General features: G+C 61.0%; 19 protein-coding genes. 16 read left to right on the top strand and 3 right to left on the bottom strand.

Annotation, left to right across the window (positions count from 1 at the left end; genetic code table 11):
* Positions 1 to 86: 86 nt before the first annotated feature.
* From HK22_RS01030 to HK22_RS01015, 4 genes are read left to right on the top strand one after another with little or no spacing between them, the layout of a single operon-like run.
* The gene (locus tag HK22_RS01030) at positions 87 to 1,067 is read left to right on the top strand and encodes a PilN domain-containing protein (RefSeq protein ID WP_143412357.1); all 981 of its coding nucleotides are present in this window, start codon (positions 87 to 89) and stop codon (positions 1,065 to 1,067) included.
* A 5-nt stretch (positions 1,068 to 1,072) separates the two neighbouring features.
* Positions 1,073 to 1,702 (top strand): type II secretion system protein GspM, encoded by a 630-nt coding sequence (gene gspM, locus HK22_RS01025; protein WP_233142312.1) that lies wholly within the window; start codon positions 1,073 to 1,075, stop codon positions 1,700 to 1,702.
* Between the two features lie 35 nt (positions 1,703 to 1,737).
* A complete protein-coding gene (gspD, locus tag HK22_RS01020; protein WP_158093523.1) occupies positions 1,738 to 4,047 on the top strand; it encodes a type II secretion system secretin GspD in 2,310 nt (769 codons plus the stop codon).
* A gap of 1 nt (position 4,048) precedes the next feature.
* On the top strand, positions 4,049 to 4,906 hold the full coding sequence (locus tag HK22_RS01015) for a type II secretion system protein GspK (RefSeq protein ID WP_233142310.1): 858 nt from the start codon (positions 4,049 to 4,051) through the stop codon (positions 4,904 to 4,906).
* Here HK22_RS01015 and gspG read toward each other — a convergent pair.
* On the bottom strand, positions 4,883 to 5,326 hold the full coding sequence (gene gspG / locus HK22_RS01010) for a type II secretion system major pseudopilin GspG (RefSeq protein ID WP_062029762.1): 444 nt from the start codon (positions 5,324 to 5,326) through the stop codon (positions 4,883 to 4,885). The two genes, HK22_RS01015 and gspG, sit on opposite strands and share 24 nt — an antisense overlap.
* 137 nt (positions 5,327 to 5,463) lie before the next feature.
* Here gspG and HK22_RS01005 point away from each other — a divergent pair, with 137 nt between their 5' ends.
* The 10 genes from HK22_RS01005 (at position 5,464) to HK22_RS00960 (ending at position 14,022) form a co-directional block, all read left to right on the top strand.
* Positions 5,464 to 5,883, top strand: a complete 420-nt coding sequence (locus tag HK22_RS01005; RefSeq protein WP_086648023.1) for a lytic transglycosylase domain-containing protein — start codon at positions 5,464 to 5,466, stop codon at positions 5,881 to 5,883.
* Between the two features lie 261 nt (positions 5,884 to 6,144).
* The gene (locus HK22_RS01000; protein WP_143412356.1) at positions 6,145 to 6,825 is read left to right on the top strand and encodes a hypothetical protein; all 681 of its coding nucleotides are present in this window, start codon (positions 6,145 to 6,147) and stop codon (positions 6,823 to 6,825) included.
* Between the two features lie 166 nt (positions 6,826 to 6,991).
* The gene (locus HK22_RS00995) at positions 6,992 to 7,180 is read left to right on the top strand and encodes a hypothetical protein (protein ID WP_141306867.1); all 189 of its coding nucleotides are present in this window, start codon (positions 6,992 to 6,994) and stop codon (positions 7,178 to 7,180) included.
* A 108-nt stretch (positions 7,181 to 7,288) separates the two neighbouring features.
* The gene (locus HK22_RS00990; protein ID WP_086648021.1) at positions 7,289 to 8,194 is read left to right on the top strand and encodes an EscD/YscD/HrpQ family type III secretion system periplasmic domain-containing protein; all 906 of its coding nucleotides are present in this window, start codon (positions 7,289 to 7,291) and stop codon (positions 8,192 to 8,194) included.
* A 37-nt stretch (positions 8,195 to 8,231) separates the two neighbouring features.
* Positions 8,232 to 8,612 carry a hypothetical protein gene (locus tag HK22_RS00985; RefSeq protein WP_062508269.1) on the top strand — a complete coding sequence of 127 codons (381 nt, stop codon included), beginning with the start codon at positions 8,232 to 8,234 and terminating at the stop codon, positions 8,610 to 8,612.
* A 4-nt stretch (positions 8,613 to 8,616) separates the two neighbouring features.
* Positions 8,617 to 8,940, top strand: coding sequence for a hypothetical protein (locus tag HK22_RS00980; RefSeq protein WP_062029774.1), 324 nt, complete (start codon positions 8,617 to 8,619; stop codon positions 8,938 to 8,940).
* A complete protein-coding gene (gene sctV / locus HK22_RS00975) occupies positions 8,937 to 11,078 on the top strand; it encodes a type III secretion system export apparatus subunit SctV (protein ID WP_086648020.1) in 2,142 nt (713 codons plus the stop codon). Before HK22_RS00980 ends, sctV begins: the two co-directional genes overlap by 4 nt.
* Positions 11,079 to 11,109: 31 nt before the next feature.
* Complete coding sequence (locus tag HK22_RS00970; protein ID WP_062029778.1) at positions 11,110 to 11,829, top strand: response regulator transcription factor; 720 nt, start codon at positions 11,110 to 11,112, stop codon at positions 11,827 to 11,829.
* Between the two features lie 22 nt (positions 11,830 to 11,851).
* Entirely contained in the window at positions 11,852 to 13,294 is a 1,443-nt protein-coding gene (locus HK22_RS00965; RefSeq protein WP_062029780.1) for a type II and III secretion system protein family protein, read from the top strand.
* Positions 13,291 to 14,022, top strand: coding sequence for a hypothetical protein (locus tag HK22_RS00960; RefSeq protein WP_086648019.1), 732 nt, complete (start codon positions 13,291 to 13,293; stop codon positions 14,020 to 14,022). The genes HK22_RS00965 and HK22_RS00960 overlap by 4 nt, the downstream gene beginning before the upstream one ends.
* Here the strand turns inward: HK22_RS00960 and HK22_RS00955 are convergent.
* Entirely contained in the window at positions 13,983 to 14,828 is an 846-nt protein-coding gene (locus HK22_RS00955; protein WP_086648018.1) for a lipopolysaccharide assembly protein LapB, read from the bottom strand. The genes HK22_RS00960 and HK22_RS00955 overlap by 40 nt on opposite strands.
* 308 nt (positions 14,829 to 15,136) lie before the next feature.
* Between HK22_RS00955 and HK22_RS00950 the strand changes: the two genes are divergently transcribed.
* Positions 15,137 to 15,670: a hypothetical protein gene (locus HK22_RS00950; RefSeq protein ID WP_062029786.1), complete on the top strand. Its 534-nt coding sequence runs from the start codon at positions 15,137 to 15,139 to the stop codon at positions 15,668 to 15,670.
* 80 nt (positions 15,671 to 15,750) lie between these two features.
* Here the strand turns inward: HK22_RS00950 and HK22_RS00945 are convergent, their stop codons facing one another.
* Positions 15,751 to 16,374, bottom strand: coding sequence for a hypothetical protein (locus HK22_RS00945; RefSeq protein ID WP_062108708.1), 624 nt, complete (start codon positions 16,372 to 16,374; stop codon positions 15,751 to 15,753).
* A 164-nt stretch (positions 16,375 to 16,538) separates the two neighbouring features.
* On the opposite strand from HK22_RS00945, the gene HK22_RS00940 reads away from it, so the two are divergent.
* Entirely contained in the window at positions 16,539 to 17,075 is a 537-nt protein-coding gene (locus HK22_RS00940; protein WP_062029790.1) for a hypothetical protein, read from the top strand.
* The last annotated feature ends 4 nt before the right edge of the window (positions 17,076 to 17,079 follow it).

Raw genomic sequence — 17,079 nt, 5'->3', positions numbered from 1 at the left:
TGCCTCGCGAAGCTTTTCATTGCCTTTCATGTGGACCGTTTCATCAGGTGGCCCCTCCCCGCTTTTCCCATGTTCTGTCTTAACGCATGATCCTGTCGATACCGGGGCCTGAGGCTGTTTTCCGCTGGTGGGTGAGCCGTATGGCGGAGCTTCTACCTGCCGCCCTGAGGCGGGACCAGCGGCAGGATCTGCGCCTCCCGGTCCAGCGGGACGGAACCCTCGAGCCCGGCAGCCTGTCCCGCCTTCCGCGCCCGGCCTCCCACAAGAAGAGCCTTCTTTCAGCCCGTCCCGCGCCAGTCTGCCTTGTCCTGCCTGCCGGTGCCATCCTTTCGCGTGAACTCACTTTACCCCGCGCAGCCGCTCCCCATGCGGTGCAGACCATCGGCTACGATCTGGACAGGCTGACCCCGTTCCGCCCCGAAGACGTCGTCTGGACTGTCACGCCAACGGGGAAAGCCTTCCCCCTGCGTAACGGTCAGGTGGGCTTCCGCCTTCTCGTGGCACCACGCCGTACCTTTGAAGCGGCGATGCAGGAACTGGCAGAGCATGCCGTTATCCCGACACATCTGCGGTGCGAAGGGATGGAAGGCGTCCTTCCACTTGGCACGCCCTCGAAAGTCAGGAAAATCCGGCCTTCCCTGCTCGTCCTGATGGGTCTTGCCCTGATCGCAGCTCCCTTCATCCGTCAGGAAATCTCGCGTCTGCGGCTCGATCACGCCCTTTCCGCGCTGTCCACAGAAAAGCAGCAGGCCGAGGCGCTGCGACGGGACATCGCCGGTTTCACACAGGGGCCGGCCGCCATCCGCCGGGAAGAACACAGGCTGGGATCGTCCCTCCTCGTGTTGCAGACGCTCACGCAGGCCTTGCCGGAAGATACGTTCCTGACGGAACTGCATCTCCATGAGCGTCATGTCTCACTGGAAGGACAGTCCGCACAGGCTACGCAACTGATCGGTATTCTGGAGCATCGCGCCGCGTTTTCGAACGCAGCTTTCTCGGGGCCGATCACACGCTCCGAAGACCGTCGGCAGGATCTCTTCACCCTTCATGCTGACGCTCCGGGCTGATCCTGATGTCCGCTTCCGCCTTACCCCCCATGTCCGGCCTGCCCGACGGACGAAAAGGACGTCTCCTCGCCCTCGGCATGACGTTCGTCGTGCTCGTGCTGGTCGCATCCGGCGCATCGCTTCTGCTGAACCAGTATGCCGAAGGACAGGCCGATCTGGCCGAACAGCAGGACATCCTCACCCATACGCAGATCCTTGTGGACACCCTGCCCGATCTTGAAAAACGGGCCCGGACGGCATCGCTTCAGGCGCGTGGCAGCACGCTCCTGATCAGTGAAACCTCGCAGGAAACGGCCCTTGCCCGCCTCCAGCAGATCGTGCACGACGCCGCCCTCGAGGGGCAGGCCCTGCCGACGAGCATGGAACCGCTCCCCGTCTCGCGCACCGGAGCGTTCGAGCGGCTCGGCGTGAGGGTTTCCCTCACCACATCCTATGCCGTACTGGTCCGTCTTCTGGACGCCCTGGACCACAGCACCGCTCCGCGCCTGCTGGTCGATGATCTCCGGATCGACGTGTCCGGCAACCCGCAGGCGATCGACGAAACGGCTGAAGGGCGCGCCCTGGATGCGTCCTTCACCATCCTCGCGCTGCGCGACCCCCGTTCCATCGCGGCGTCCACCGCCCCCCGGCCATGATCCCTTTCCGCCGACAGAACAGACTGAGAGACAACGTGCCTGCTTCCCTGTCCCCTGCCATCTCCGGGATGTCCCGCCGTTTCCTCCTCATGGCAGCGCTCCCGCCGCTGGCTCTATTGGCGGGCTGTTCGTCCACGCCACCACACCTGACACCCCTGCCAGTCTCGAAACATCTGTACGGCCAGACTGCCACGCCCCGCGTTGACGGTCCGGTCGGGAGTATGGAATCCGCCCGGGGCGGCATGCTGAGTTATGGCCGGGCCTCCGGCACGCGCCAGACGGGCGGTGGCGCCTCTGAAAATGGAACCCTGACCCTCAATTTCGTGGATGCCGATATCCAGTCGGTTACGGACGAAATTCTCGGGCGACTGCTTCAGGCCAACTATCTCGTTGATTCAAACGTCCACGGCACCATCACCCTGCGTACGCCGCATCCGCTGCGTCAGGACCAGCTTCTGCCGGTTTTCCGGACCGCACTCGCGGGCGCAGGCGCGGCGCTTGTCGAGGAAAACGGCATTTACCGCGTGACCACTCTTGCGGGTACGGCGGGAACCGGCGGTGGAACGGCAGGCAACACGATCGTTCCTCTGCGCTACACTTCGGCTGAAAGTCTGGTGAAGGCGCTTCAGCCCATCCTCAAGGGCGGGGACCACATCGTTGCGGCCCCGGCGGGAAATGCCGTCGTGATTTCGGGCGATCCCGCCACGCGGGCCTCTCTGGAAGAACTGGTCCGGACATTCGATTCCGATGTGCTGGCCGGACAGTCCTATGCCCTGTTCCCCGCAACCAGCGGCAATGCCAGCGAAGTCTCGCAGGCCCTTCAGGCTGCTCTGGGCAGCAAAAAGGAACAGGCGCTGGCAGGCCGGATGCAGGTCGTGCCCATGCCGCATATCGAAGCGGTGATGGTCATTGCCGCAACCCCCGCCCTTCTGGATCAGGCCCGTCGTGCCTTTTCCGTCATCGAGGCGCAGCGTCGCAGAACCGTGCGGAAATGGAATGTGTTCTACATCCAGAACAGCCGGGCGAACGACGTGGCCTATGTCCTGCAACAGGCCTTCACCCCCGGCCATGTCACGGCCGTCCCCACGGCAAAAGCCCAGCCCTCCTCTTCAGGCTTCCAGAGTTCCTCGTCCGGTTCCGGGAGTTCGGGAAGTTTCGGCAGCGGGATGGGCTTCGGGTCTTCAGGCAGCGGAACGTCACAGCAGGGCAACCAGCTCTCCGGTTCCGGTCAGAACAGCCCGTCTTCGGACGGCCAGTCCGGCCAGACGCAGACCGCACAGGACGGAATTTCAAATAATCCCCTGCTCGGGGGGCTAGGTCTGGGGAGTTCGGGCAACAGTTCCGAAACGTCGGAAATCCGCATCATTCCCGACACTCAGAACAATGCCGTTCTGGTCTATGGGACGGCCAACGAGATGGAAACCGTGGCCTCCATGCTCCGCAAGGTGGACATCATGCCCCTTCAGGTTCGCGTGGATGCCACGGTCGCCGAAGTGACGCTGAATGACTCGCTCAATTACGGCACGCAGTTCTTTTTCAAGTCGGGCGGAATAAACGGTATTCTCAGCAATGCGTCCCAGTCCCTTGGAAGTGCCAATCTGGTGTCGTCGCAGCTCTCCAGTTCGTTCCCCGGTTTCGTTCTCGGCGGGTCGGGACAGGGGGGCGCGCCCTTCGTCATAAATGCGCTCCAGGCCGTCACGAAAGTGCGCGTCCTGTCCTCGCCTGAACTGATGGTCGTGGACAACCAGGCGGCCTCCCTGATGGTAGGCGACATGGTGCCGTATCTGACCGGCTCGACCACCGGGGTTCTGACGTCGAATTCCACCATTACGAATTCGATCAACTATCAGCCCACGGGCGTGATCCTTCAGGTCACCCCCCATGTCAGCAATGGCGGGACGGTCACGCTCGACATTTCCCAGCAGGTCAGTTCCGTGGCTTCCAGCACAACGACAACCGGCAGCGGGTCCATCAACAGCCCGACCTTCTCCCAGCGTCAGGTCACGTCACGCGTGGTCATCGCGGACGGTCAGACGGTCGGACTGGCCGGGCTGATCTCCGACACGTCCAACCGCAACAACAGCGGAATGCCCTGGCTGAAGGATATTCCGCTCCTTGGAATGCTGGGCGGAAACCAGACCAACACGCGAAACCGTACGGAACTCCTGATCCTCATTACGCCCCATATCATTCACAGCCAGAGCGAAGCCTACGCCCTGACGGAAGATCTGCGCGAACAGCTTCTTCACGCAGCACTCCTGCCGGCTGAAATGAACGGCATGCCCCCGACCGGCTCGGCAGATCCGCAGCACCGCATTCTCAAAGCGGTCGGACTGCACGACTGACATGCCGGCCGGCACCCCATCGCTCCCCTTGCCTCCACGCGGCCCGCTGCGCGGACGGGAGGCGGGGTTTGCGCTGCTACTGGTGCTCTGGACGCTTGCTTTTCTGGCCCTGATCGGCACGCAGGCCCTGATGCTGGGCCGGGCGTCCCTGAACCTCGAAAGCACGGCACTCTGGAAAGCGCGGCTCCAGACAACGGCAGACGCCGCCATCACGACGGAACTCTACGCCGTCGCCACGGGGCGCACGCGCCCGACGGGCCAATGGTCTTCCAGCCCTGAGACTACGGAGTTTCGGGTCAGAACGCGCAGTCAGATCCGCCGCGACAGGATCAATCCCAACATTGCCAGTCAGCCGCTGATGGCGGCACTCCTGATGACGCAGGGTTTTCCATCCGATCAGGCCGCCTCTCTGGCAGCCACACTTCTCGGGTGGCGCAGTGAAGGGTTTCATGGGGCGGACAGAGCCTCGGCCTGTGTGTCACAGGGACTGCCGTTTCATGATCTGGATGATCTTTCGGCCGTTCCTGGCATGACGCCCCTGCTGCTTGAGGGGCTGGAGCCGCATCTGTCCTTTGCCCAGCAGGAACTGCCCGATCTCCACACCGGCGATCCGTCCGTCCGGCAGGCTCTGCTGAAATCCGGGATTTCAAGCGGCGCGGATCAGACTGATCCGAACAGCGAAGGAAACGGCGGCGTCCTTGTTTCCGTGGACGCCATCGTCTTCCACGGCGCTTTCAGGATGTGGCGTCATGCCGAGGCCATCATGCTTCCTGATGAACGCCCCATTCCCTGGCGTCTGGTTCGTCTGGAAACCATGACGCCAGACAGCACTCCCTCAGGGATTGCAGATCATTCCTGATCCCGCCTCGCCCCGGCCGTTCGGTCCGTGGGAACAGAGGTCATAGTCATGCCCTTCCCGCTCCGAAGGGGCATGGTAGACATAGGCATGGTTCCAGGGATCGGACGGAACAGCGCCGCCCTTCAGATAAGGACCATTCCAGTTCTCCACCGATGACGGGCGATGGACCAGCGCGTCCAGACCTTCCTCCGTGGAGGGATAATCGCCCGTATCGAGCTTATACATGTCCAGAACCGTACCGATCCGAGCGATCGACTGCTTGACGACGGACTGGCGGGCACCCCCCAGCTGGCGCAGTGCAGCCGGCGCCACAAGCCCGACCAGCAGGCCCAGAATGGCCAGAACCACAAGAATTTCCAGAAGGGTAAAACCGGCATCATCGCGACGCTCGGCACGGGAGACCTGTCTGGGACATGACATTTTGATGACGTACCTTTTTTAACCGTTCGTCAAACGGTACTAAAGCCTCGGACCTTCTCTGCCCAGCGCATGATGGGGGTCACGGTGCTGTCTTCATAATTTCTTCATTCCGGACAGAGTGTCCCGACAGGTCTGCCATGCCCGCTCCCCTTCTGGCCTGCATGCTCGCGGCCGCCATCCGGTACGATCTTCCTCCGCGGGTTCTGCCTGCCATATGGGAAGTCGAACGCGGCGCCATTGGCCTCGTGCATCACAACACGAACGGCTCCGACGATCTGGGGCTGATGCAGATCAACACGCAGTGGGTCGGGCTTCTCTCCCAGATCACCCGCATGCCGGCCACCCAGACGGCTGCGCGTCTTGTGTCGGACGGATGCTTCAATATCGCCGCGTCGGCTCTTATCCTGCGAAGTTACCTCAACCAAACGCACGGAAACCTTCTTGAGGCCGTAGGGGATTATCATTCCCACACACCCCAGCTGAATTCCGCTTATCAGAAACGGGTTCTCCAGCAGGCCAGGCGCCTGTTTGCGGCTGGAAACAGCCCTCAGGAATGATCTCTGCCTGAACATTCAGGCGCGGGAACCGGAACGCGCCGTTCCTGTCTCTTTGATTGCAATTCAGTGAATATTGACGTGTTTTAACCGGAAATGAGTGTTGGCGGATTTTACGTCAGGTTCCGGTCAGACTGCTCAAATATCTCTTTCTTCAGGCCGAAACGACCATGAGAACTGCAACCGCAGAGGGTGGAAAGTTCGGACAAGAGGGTAAGTAACACCTTGCTCTCTGATCGCAGATTTTCTGATGTGGAGAGCAGCATGTCCACGGTTGACAGTTACAACACAACATTTAGCCCGACGAGCACGGGCGACCTCAACACTTCAGCGACCGGCCAGAACCTGAGCATGGAAACGGCACAGGAAATGGAGCAGGCCCTGATCCAGCTCCTGCAGGAAATGGAAGCCAGCGGCAACGCCTCGGGTACGGGTTCGTCCGACACAGGGTCTTCGACGCCCACACCTGTTGGAAACACGGGCCTGTCCCTGACCGGCAATCTCAGCGACGACATGAAAACGCTGAAGACGCTCGTCGACATGAACGGCACGAACGGCAACACCCTGCAGCAGTACGCTCAGGCTGTTTCGTCGGAAGCCAGCCAGCAGGGTAACGGCCTCGACTCTTCCGTTGCGGGCAATATCGGCCGTAGCCTGTCAGATGGCACCTACGACCAGGGTGGCAGCAGCAATGCCATCAAGCAGGCTCTTCAGGGCAACAGCGTCGATGCGCTGAGCAACAACGTCAACACGATTGCGGACGCCCTGCAGTCCGGCAAGTCCGGATCGGATGAGTTCAACAATCTCAATGCCCTGGCCCGCGAAGCCTCGAACGCCGGCAACAGCAACCTTGCCGATGTCGCGAAGATGCTCGCCAGCGAAATTCAGTCCGGCACGTTCAACAGCAGCTCTGCTGCATCCGAACTGAAGTCCGCACTGGGTTGACGCCCGGCATTCTGCCCGGCGCGCCTTCGGGGCGGCGGGAGAATGCAGAGCGTGTACAGGCGTTCGTTACGAACGTCACGGTTTTCGGGAGTTCATGTGGGCTTCCGGATGGCGCCAGGAGAAAACGGCGCTGTTTTCAGTCACCAACAACGTCATGGAGAATAAAATGAGCGGTTCCATCTCTGCCAGCAGCGACTCAACCATGCAGCAGATCATGCAGGAGTCCGAAGCCATGGAAGACCAGAACCTGCAGAAGCAGGAACAGATGTCTGAAATCTCCAACGCCCAGACATTTGCAAACGACTTTGCCCAGACGATGGAAAGCAACGCGAAGTCCGCCTTCACGAAGGACTGATTTCCGCATCGTCGGACATGGCCTGCATGCCGGGGGCAGACCCCGTCGTGCAGGCCATTTTCCGTTTTTGCCACCAGGAGGATCTGTCCTCCCAAGCCGGGATGCATCATGCTGGTTGTTCAGAACGGATTGCACAGCGATGCCGTCATGACGCTTGGCACGGAGCCTGTCATCATCGGTTCCGGCCCGCAGGCGACCATGGCGCTGCTCGATGAGGGCATCGCAGCGCAGCATGTTTCGATAAAGCCGCAGCCTGAAAGCGCGTATCTGCTTCAGGCCCTCGCACCGGATGTTGTTGTGAATATGGTGCCTCTCCCGTCTGGCGAGAGCACGATCGTCACAGCCCCTGCGACGGTGCGGCTTGGGCCTGTTTCCCTTCATCTGGGTTCTGATGGCACCCTCGCGTCTTCGCCAGAAACGTTTACGCACGCTGCCGAAGATATTCCCGCCACAAAACGGAGAATCAATCCCACCCTCATGGTTGTGGGGGGAATGGCAACAGCCCTGATGCTTGTTGTGATACAGGCGCTGTCGCATTCGGCGACACCCGCACGCAGGGCAGACATGGCCTCCGTGTCCCATACGCCGGATCCGTCAGCAGCCCAGCCCGTCCCACAGTTGGTCAGCGATGCGGAACTGGGCCGTCTCGTCGTGCAAGAGCTGACAAAAAACAATCTTCCCGAACTGAGGGTCAGTGCCTCTTCCGGCGTCATCATCATTGACGGAAGCCTCTCGGCTCAGGAAATGAAGACGTTCCACGAGGTTGAAAAATGGTTCGATGCCTCCTTCGGAACACAGGCCGTATGGGTTTCGAACGTCTCGCCCGCCCCGGCCACACCGCCGGTTGATGTGCCCATTCAGGCCGTCTGGACGGGGAAAAATCCCAATATCGTCGTACATTCTCAGCGCTACCGGGTGGGCACTGAAATTGTCACAGGATTGTCGCTTTTCGAGATACGGAAACATACCGTAATAATGCGCAAGGGTTTACGGCCTATTAACTTTAATTACTGATCTGCGGCCCCCCGCAGATGAGGCGGAGATAGGACAGATGGTTCAGAGAGTCTGGTCCGAAGGGACTGTCCGTCTCGACCGCGCTCTGCAGGACCTGTCGCTCCAGCATGATGACAGTCTGCTGAACGCCGAAGTTGCCGCCCTTCGCCAGACACTGGCGCCTGAGAACGCGCTGTCTGAAACCATCGACCCACCCACCGTTATTGGCGCGGTCTATGCCCATATCATGCCGCATCTCCGTAACCCCGCGGTTCTTCTGCCGTCGCGCAGGCAGGACCTGCTGCGACGGCTGGAAGAACAGGCCTCCTCGCGCTCAAGCTCGGCTCCTGTCGTCCCCGGGGGACTGGAAACCCTCAGACATGAACTCGCGGCTCTGGAGCAGTTGCTCAAGGCGTCCAACAGTCTGATCGGCGGCTGAAATCGTGGAAAGCGATCAACGCGATCTTTTGCTGTCCCTGGCCTATCTCTACATCTGCTGCGGACGGCCCTGGCGGGCTCTGCCCATGTTGCTGCTGGTGCTCGCCCAGCGCACGGGAGACCATGAATGTCTGCGGATGCTGGCGCATGTCTATACCGTCATCCGCCGCAGTGAACTCGCCCTTGTTGTGCTCGACTGTCTCGACAGGCTTGAGACCACTCCTGATGCGGGCAATGCCCTTCTGAGAGCGCGGGCGCTGCATCAGCTTGGTCGGCTTGACGAAGCGCGCACCTGTTTTGCGCACTATACGCGGCACGCTGCGGCATGAAGCATCTCACGCCCTTTTTCCGGGTCATGAGCCAGCGGCAGGATCTGGCCCTCGTTCTGGTGCTGGTCCTGACGATCGGCATGCTCATCATGCCGCTGCCCGCGGCCTTTGCGGATGTGCTGATCGGATGCAATCTCAGCCTGTCGGTCCTGCTTCTGATGGTGGCCGTCTATCTGCGGTCGCCGCTGGATCTGACAGCGCTTCCCGGCATGATCCTAGTCTCGACCGTGTTCCGGCTGGCGCTTGAAGTCACGGTCACGCGGCTGATTCTCACGACGGCGGATGCCGGGGCGATTGTTGAAACGTTCGGCGAATTCGTCATCGGCGGAAACATCGTCGTCGGTCTCGTCGTTTTCGCCATCGTCACCACGGTCCAGTTCATCGTCGTCACAAAAGGCACCGAACGCGTTGCCGAAGTGGGCGCACGCTTTACGCTTGATGCCATGCCCGGCAAGCAGATGAGCATCGACAGCGATCTGCGGTCGGGCGATATCGACGCGATCGAGGCCCGGCGCCGTCGCACGGAACTGGCCAGCGAAAGTGCCCTGCACGGCGCAATGGATGGCGCCCTGAAATTCGTGAAGGGCGATGCGATCGCCGGGCTGATCATCATCGTGGTCAATCTGGTCGGGGGGATCGGCATCGGTGTGGCGCAGCACGGTATGGCGATTGGCCAGGCCATGCAGACCTACACGCTGCTGACGGTTGGCGATGCTCTGATCTCGCAGATTCCGGCCCTTCTGCTGTCCATCACGGCGGCCGTCGTGGTCACGCGCGTGGGCGGTCATGGCATGGATCTGGGCCGCGATATGGCGACCCAGCTGACGGCGAACAGCAGCGCCCTGCGCGTGGCGTCGGTCGTTCTTCTGGCGATGGGGCTTATTCCCGGCTTTCCCAAACCCGTCTTCCTCATTCTGGCGGCAATTTTCTTCTGCGGCAGCCGCCCGGACTGGAAGGGCCTGACGAACCGCGTTTTCCGACGCTCCGCCGAACCGCATCCCGGCGCGCAGGACGATGTCTTCTCCGCCGCCTCACCGGCGGGACAGGCCAGCACAACCCTTCAGGAAAATTTCACCCCCCTGATGGCGATTACTCTCAGCCAGAAGCTGAACGCCACTCTGGACCAGGGACGTCTAACCCGTCTTCTGGCGCGCGTCAGCATGGAAATCGGCAACGATCTGGGCTTCCAGTTTCCCCCGCCCACCCTCCGTCAGCACGACGGCAGCGGGGAGCTGCGGTTTTCAATTGATCTGGAAGACGTTCCCATTGAGGAGCATGAACTGCGCGGGAATTTCCTTCTGCTGCACGACGATCCGGTTCATCTGGACCTTGCCGGGATAGAGGGCGAGGAAGGCGTTGCTCTGCTGACCAATGATCCATCCCTCTGGGTTCCCTCCGTCAGTGAAGGGCGGCTCCGGGCAGCGGGGATCGGGTTTTACGATCATGCCGGGATCATTGCTTTTCGCTTCCGTGCTGCGTTGCGTCGCCATGCCGGGCGTTTCCTCGGGCTTCAGGAAACGCGGCAGATCGTCCAGCGCGTGGAGGCACAATATGCCGATCTGACGCGCGAGGCCACGAAACTGGTGCCCGTCCAGCGTCTCGCCGAAGTTCTCAGGCGTCTCGTGGAAGAGGACGTGTCGCTGCGCAACATGCGCCTCATTCTGGAAACGCTCGTGGAGTGGGGTGAGACCGAAAACAAGGTGCCGATGCTGGCTGAACATGTCCGCAATGCCCTGTCCCGTCAGATCTGCCACCGTTATGCGACGAACCACAGGGCGATCCCCGCGATCGTTCTGTCGCAGGCAACGGACCAGCTTCTGCGGCAGTCCGTCCGCGAGACGCCTGCCGGCTCGTTTCTGGCGCTGGAAGTGGATGCATCCCAAAAACTTCTGGAGGCCGTCCGCGAGCGTCTGGCCAACGCGCCCGGAAAATCCGGCGCGGAAGCGGAAACCACCAAACCCATCATCGTGTGTTCGGTCGACACGCGACGGTTCGTCAGGGGATTCCTGATCCGGAACGGCTTCGACAACCCCGTTCTCTCGTATCAGGACCTTGCCGACGAATTCCCCGTCCATCCCATCGCGTCCATTGGAACGGACGTGTTCGGGGCCGATGCAGTCATTGCCAGACAGCAATGACGGATCAACGGATTTTGCAGGAGAAACGCACATGAGACTGATGATCATGTCCCCCGATAGCGGGTATGCCGACGGCCTTGCCAAAAACCTTCAGAGCGCCGGTTTCGGCGCGGATGTTTTTACGACACTCGACGATGCAAACGAGGCCCTGACGGCTTCGAATTACAGTCTTGTCCTGCTTGATTCCACAAGTGGCGATGGCGTCTACAGCGTCTGGTGGCAGGCGCGCTGTCGCTGCCGGCGACATGACGGCGACGAATTCCTCGTGCTCATCGCCAATTGTCAGGACGAGCGGATCGCAGCCCTCGAAGCGGGCGCGGATGACAGCGTAACGCGTGATGTGAGCCCGCGCGAACTGGTTGCGCGTGTTCGCACCATCATGCGTCGCCCGCGCATCCGTTCGGCAGAGCAGCACCAGTTCAGCGACCTCACCCTCTGTACCGCCACACGCGAAGTGCGGGTCGGCAATCTTGAGCTCACGCTCCAGCGCCGGGAGACGCTTATCCTGGAATCACTGATGCGCCGCCGCGGTCATGTTGTGCCCCGGGCCGGGCTTGAGCACGACGTCTATGGCGCGCAGGCCGAGTACTGTCCGAACTCCCTTGAGGTGCGTGTCAGCCGGATCCGGCGGCAGCTTGCAAAGGCGCGTTCTCTCGTGACGATCGAATCCGTCCGCGGGGTGGGCTACCGCCTTGCGGCAAGGCTCGACAAGGACATGGGGATGGCACAGTCGCAGGAACTCACGGCATGACGAACGGGGACAGTTTTTCAGTATGATTTCAGGCCGTTCAACACATCGCGCATGGTTCTGGCGAATTACCCGCACAGGCGCCGCATTGCAGGGATCTTTTCTGCTCATGGGCACGGCCGGCATCGGGCTGGCCACGCAAGACGCAGCCGCGCAGGTACAGGCCGCCCGGCACAGCGGGACCATGACGCTGGCTGTCGGAGGAGCGCAGCTGATCCAGCTTCCCCGTGCGGCAGGCAATGTCATGATCGCCGATCCGACGATTATGGACGTGCAGTACACCGATAATGACGGCCTGTTCATCTTCGGCAAAAAGCCCGGCCATACGACGCTCATTGTGCTGGACCAGAGCGGCCAGAAAATGATTTCCGGCGATGTGACGGTAACATTCAACATGGACGCGATGCGCACCATGATTGCAAAGGAAGGCGGCCGGAATGTTCAGGTCCAGATGTCGCCTGAAGGCGTTGTCCTGTCCGGCTCCGTTCCGGATGCCAAAGCCGCCGCGCATCTTGAAGCGCTTGCCAGGCAATACGGCGGAAACGGCGCGAAACTGATCAACCGTCTGACAATCGGCGAGCCGGTTCAGGTCAATCTTGTGGTGCGGGTCGCAGAAGTGCAACGGCAGCTCTCGCAGGATCTGGGCTTTAACTGGACAACGGTTTTCAACGGTGTGGGCTCTTTCGCCATCGGTGCCGCAACGGGCGGACTGAGTGGCGTCCCCAGCGCCATCAAGGCCCTGTCGAGCGCAACCAATGCGCTTTCGGGGAGCTATACGAGTGGAGGGTCTTCCGTGACGGGCACACTGGACGCCATGGCGACGGAGGGGCTTGCGACCATGCTGGCGGAGCCCAACCTCACCACCATGTCCGGCGAGACAGCCAAGTTCCTGTCCGGCGGGCAGTTCCCGGTTCCGATCCCGCAGGGTCTGGGTACTGTCGGGATCACCTACAAAAATTATGGTGTCAGCGTCGATTTCACGCCAACGGTCCTGTCTGACGGGACCATCAGCATGCATGTCGCACCGGAAGTCAGCTCCGTTTCTACCGAAGCGTCGGAAGGCGCGTATTCCATTTCCGGCAGCAGCGTTGTTCCCGCCATCCGCACCAACCGGGCCGATACGACCATCCAGCTTGCATCGGGTCAGAGTTTTGCCATTGGCGGCCTGATTTCAAACGACGCCAGTAATACCATCTCCAAGGTGCCGGGGCTGGCGGATATTCCGGTGCTCGGATCGCTGTTTCGCTCCACGTCGTTCCAGCGCAACGAGAGCGAACTGCTGATCGTCGTCACGGCCTATATCGTTCACCCGTCCGACCGTGTCCCGGCGCTGCCGACCGACTATATCCGTCCGACATCCGCCATCGAGGCGCTGCTGCTCCGACGCTCGGCGGCCGCGGCAACGGATGGGCCCGACCCCACACGCATGCCCCATCTTCAGGGTGCGGCCGGGTTTCTTTACGAATGAGACACGCGCTTTCCGCCCTTCTTGCACTGTCGCTGACCGGCTGCACATTCAGCGGCACCCGTTCGTCCGGCTCGCCGCCTCCGCTTCTGCTGGGCGTCAACCAGCATCGCATTCCTCTTGATGCCGCCAACGCAGACAGTGCGCTCGATACTGCGCTCAGCAGGCTGGGCGATCCCCGCGCCGTCCACGCCACGATCAACGGTGCGGACCCGCAGATTACGGCTCTGGTGACGCATGCGCTTGTCCGTGCCGGGGTGGAACCGGCACGGATCCGCGTCGTTCATGATGTGTCGGACACGCTCGTCCTCAGGGCGTATGTCGTAGCCCAACCCGATTGTCGTCAGGCCCTCCGACCGTCCTGGACCGGAGACACGTCCGACAGCCTTTATCCCCTTGGACAGTGCCTTCAGGCGGCAGCGCTCGCCGCGGAAATCGCCAATCCGGGAGATCTGCTGGAGCCTGCACATCTGCAACCGGCCAATGGTGCGCGGTTTGGCCGTGTTGTGGAATTGTGGGAGGCGGGGATGGATCGCAATTCGCAGAACAGAACGCCTGCGACGTCGACCTTCCCATCGGCCATGAGCGGTGGCAGCACGGGGGGGAGCACCGGGGGCAGCAGTTCCACACCGACGACCGGAAGCGACAGCCCGGCAGTCCCCTCAGACGCCACGACACAGAGCGATACGTCTCAGTCCCCCGTTGCGGACGAGGCGGCGTCCACGCCCTGAGCGGCGTGCAGGAGCGTATAGAACCGCATGTTCTGCTGGATCTGTTCGCTGCTGAGGGCGGCAGAACGTGCGGATTGCCGCGCGTCCGACAATTTGCCTTCAAGGGCGTAAACAATCGCCAGATTTCCGTCGATCGTGGAGAGCGAGGCGGCTGACGCCCCGCGCTCGACGGCCTGTGTCCGGAGGGTCAGAAGCTCGGTGCGCGCCTGCTGCGGCTGCCCTCCGAGGGCTTCCGAAAGGGCGAGATCATTGGCGGCGGCGATATTGGCGGGGTCGATCCGCAGCGCATCGCGATAACTCTGGCGCGCGCCCTGTGCATCTCCGGAAATTTCATAGGAAATTCCCAGCGCCACACGCAAAGGAGCGGAATTGGGGTTCTGCTGGATCACGGGGAGGAGAACCCCGATCGCTTCCTGTGAGCGCTGTGCGGTATTGAGCAACTGGGCGAGCAGCAGCGCAAGGCGCACACGCTCGGCAGACGTCGCGTTGGCCTCTGCACCATGAATGGCTTCGATTGCCTCGTTCGTCCGCCCCTGATGCATGAGCGCTTCGGCATAAGGCCCGACATAATCCGGCTGTCCGGGGCGCAGTGCAACGGCCCGGCCGTAAAAGGCTGCGGCGGTGGTCCAGTCTCCGCGTGAGCGTGCGCTGTCGCCGACTTTCATCATGGTCTCGGGGTTTCGCGCCGCCTGCCGCTCCCGCACGACATCCTGTGCGTTATGCGAAGCGCTTGAAACACAGCCGGCAAGAGGAACCGTCAGCGTGAAAGCAAGGACCACAGCACGTGACGGAAAAGAAACCCGCATGAAAAAACTTTCGTAACGAAGCGCAGACCAGGTTTGGAGGGCGCAATTTACCAAATCTATCAGACGCTGACGATTTCAGGACACATCCTGAAATATGGATTTTTTTTGACAGGTGGCAGGAAGCGGGATTTTCGTCAGACTGTTATGGTTACGTGAAAGCGGAACCGCGCTTTGCAAATGTCAAAACCAGATCAGGATAAAGACAGACTGCTCTCTTACAGAATGAAAGCACGCCGATTTGCCCCTCTGTCCCGGTCTTTCAGCATTTCGGTGATGAGCGCAACATTGAGTTATGGAGAGAGCCAGAGATGCCCGGTAGAATCGGATCCAGCGAAATTGAGCCGCATACGCCTGTAACCCACGCGGGCGGCAGCACCTCCACCCCGCAGAGCGAAATTACGGGTTTCAACGAGACCCTTCACAACACGGCGCCCCGACCCACCAGCTCCGTTTATTCGCAGAATTCGGAAATACATCCCACATCGGTCGCGTCCGAGCATGCGCCTGCTGCGCACACCCCTCATACTGAAGCCGACACCGTTACCGCAGAACCAAAAGCAAAGCCTGCCAAATCCAAAAGCGACACGGCGAAGGATTTTGGCGATAAATTCGACAAGATCCTGAAGCCTCTCACTGTCACGCTGGGGTCTACCGCACAGATTGCCAGCCTGATTTCTTTCGGTCAGGCTCAGGAAGCCAGGAACAAGGACTCTTCCAGCAGCTCCAGCGCAACCAGCGCGAAGGACACGGGAACGAGCGGCGACGCTTCGGGAACCGATGCCTCCGGTACGACCGGACAACTGCCGGATCTGGCCCCCATTCCCTCGCAGCAGACGTCCTGAAACCTGCCCGCACTTCTCTTCCCGGTCACAATTTCTGACCGGGAAGAGATTTCATATCCGTTCGTCAAAAATGTCCCGATCTATTTCGAGACTTCCTGAACGGCACTCCCCCGGAAAATCCTGATTGTCCGATGGCCTGCGCCCGGTCCGCTGAGGGATTGGATCGTCTGGCTGATGCGATCGCGCAGATCGGGTGGCCCGAAGACGCTGACGGAACGCCCGCGATCATCGGTGTGGACCGAATAATGGGGCTCGAGCATTTTCTTCGCGTCCACAACCCGCATCAATGCCGCATAAGACACACCACCCAGCGGAAAAGACTGTGTCGTCGTCGCGGATGATGGCGTGACGTGCAGGGTGTTGCCGTCATAGTACCAGTCCAGCCTGTATTCGGCGGACAACGCATTCAGGAATGCCAGCGGCGTCTCGGCGGTAAAGCCGGAGCGCACATTTCCCTGAATGGACGGGTCCACGACGACGCGCAGGTTCACGTCTTCACAGAACTGGGTCAGGACATCGGGCAAAGTCTGATGGATGACAGTATAGCGTCCCTGATCGGGCAGCGGGAGCGGCTCTGCCCGGACGCTGTGCGGCAGTGCCAGCACCACAGAGCCCAGCACCGCAGAGGCCAGCAGAACGCCGGAAAGAAATCGCCGGTGCGGCATCGCCGTCTTTTCCGAACTGCAATTGGAGTTCTGCTTCATCTTTTCTTCTATAGACCGCGCGCAGAGGCCCGACAATTCTTGCCGGACGCCTGAAGACACTTTCGGACAGCCCGTTTGAAGGTCAGGTTCAGATCAGCTTTCGCCCCTAGGCTTGATCCCGATAGGTCCGGGCCTGTTGCAGGAAATTGTTCGGGGTCGCAGGTATGACAGGCATTACGGGATTAGATGCGACAGCGCTGGCCCAGCGCTCCCTCACCGACCAGACAGGCGGCATGGCCGCAGGAGCGCCTGCGCCCGGCGACGATCAGGTTGCCTTCCTGCAAAGTACACCTGTCCGCCAGACATACGAGACGCAGTCCCTCTCCACGACAGACACACTGGGGGATCAGATCCTGTCCGGGCTGGGGCGGATCAGCAGCGCTTTTTCCACGCTCAATACGCTGGCGCCGACTGTTATTCCCACGACGGGAACGGAACACCTGGCTCTCCCGCAGGGCAGCGTCGGAACAGCGGGACTTTCAGGCGCTTCCAGTGTCGCTTCCGCAGGCAAGACGGATGGAAAAACTGCCCCTTTGAACAGTCTGTTCGAGAAAGTCGAGCAGGAGGGGATTGCGATGTACAACGAGGCCCTGACGCGACAGATGGCATTCACCAACTCCGAATTCGAAACCCATATCATCACCGTGTCGTCACAGAACATGACCTCCACGCTGAAGAGCCTCCTCACACAGGGAGGCTGAGATC

The organism is Gluconobacter sp. DsW_056, from assembly GCF_002153595.1.
GTDB lineage: Bacteria > Pseudomonadota > Alphaproteobacteria > Acetobacterales > Acetobacteraceae > Gluconobacter > Gluconobacter albidus.
This window is presented reverse-complemented; position numbering and strand designations above follow the sequence as displayed.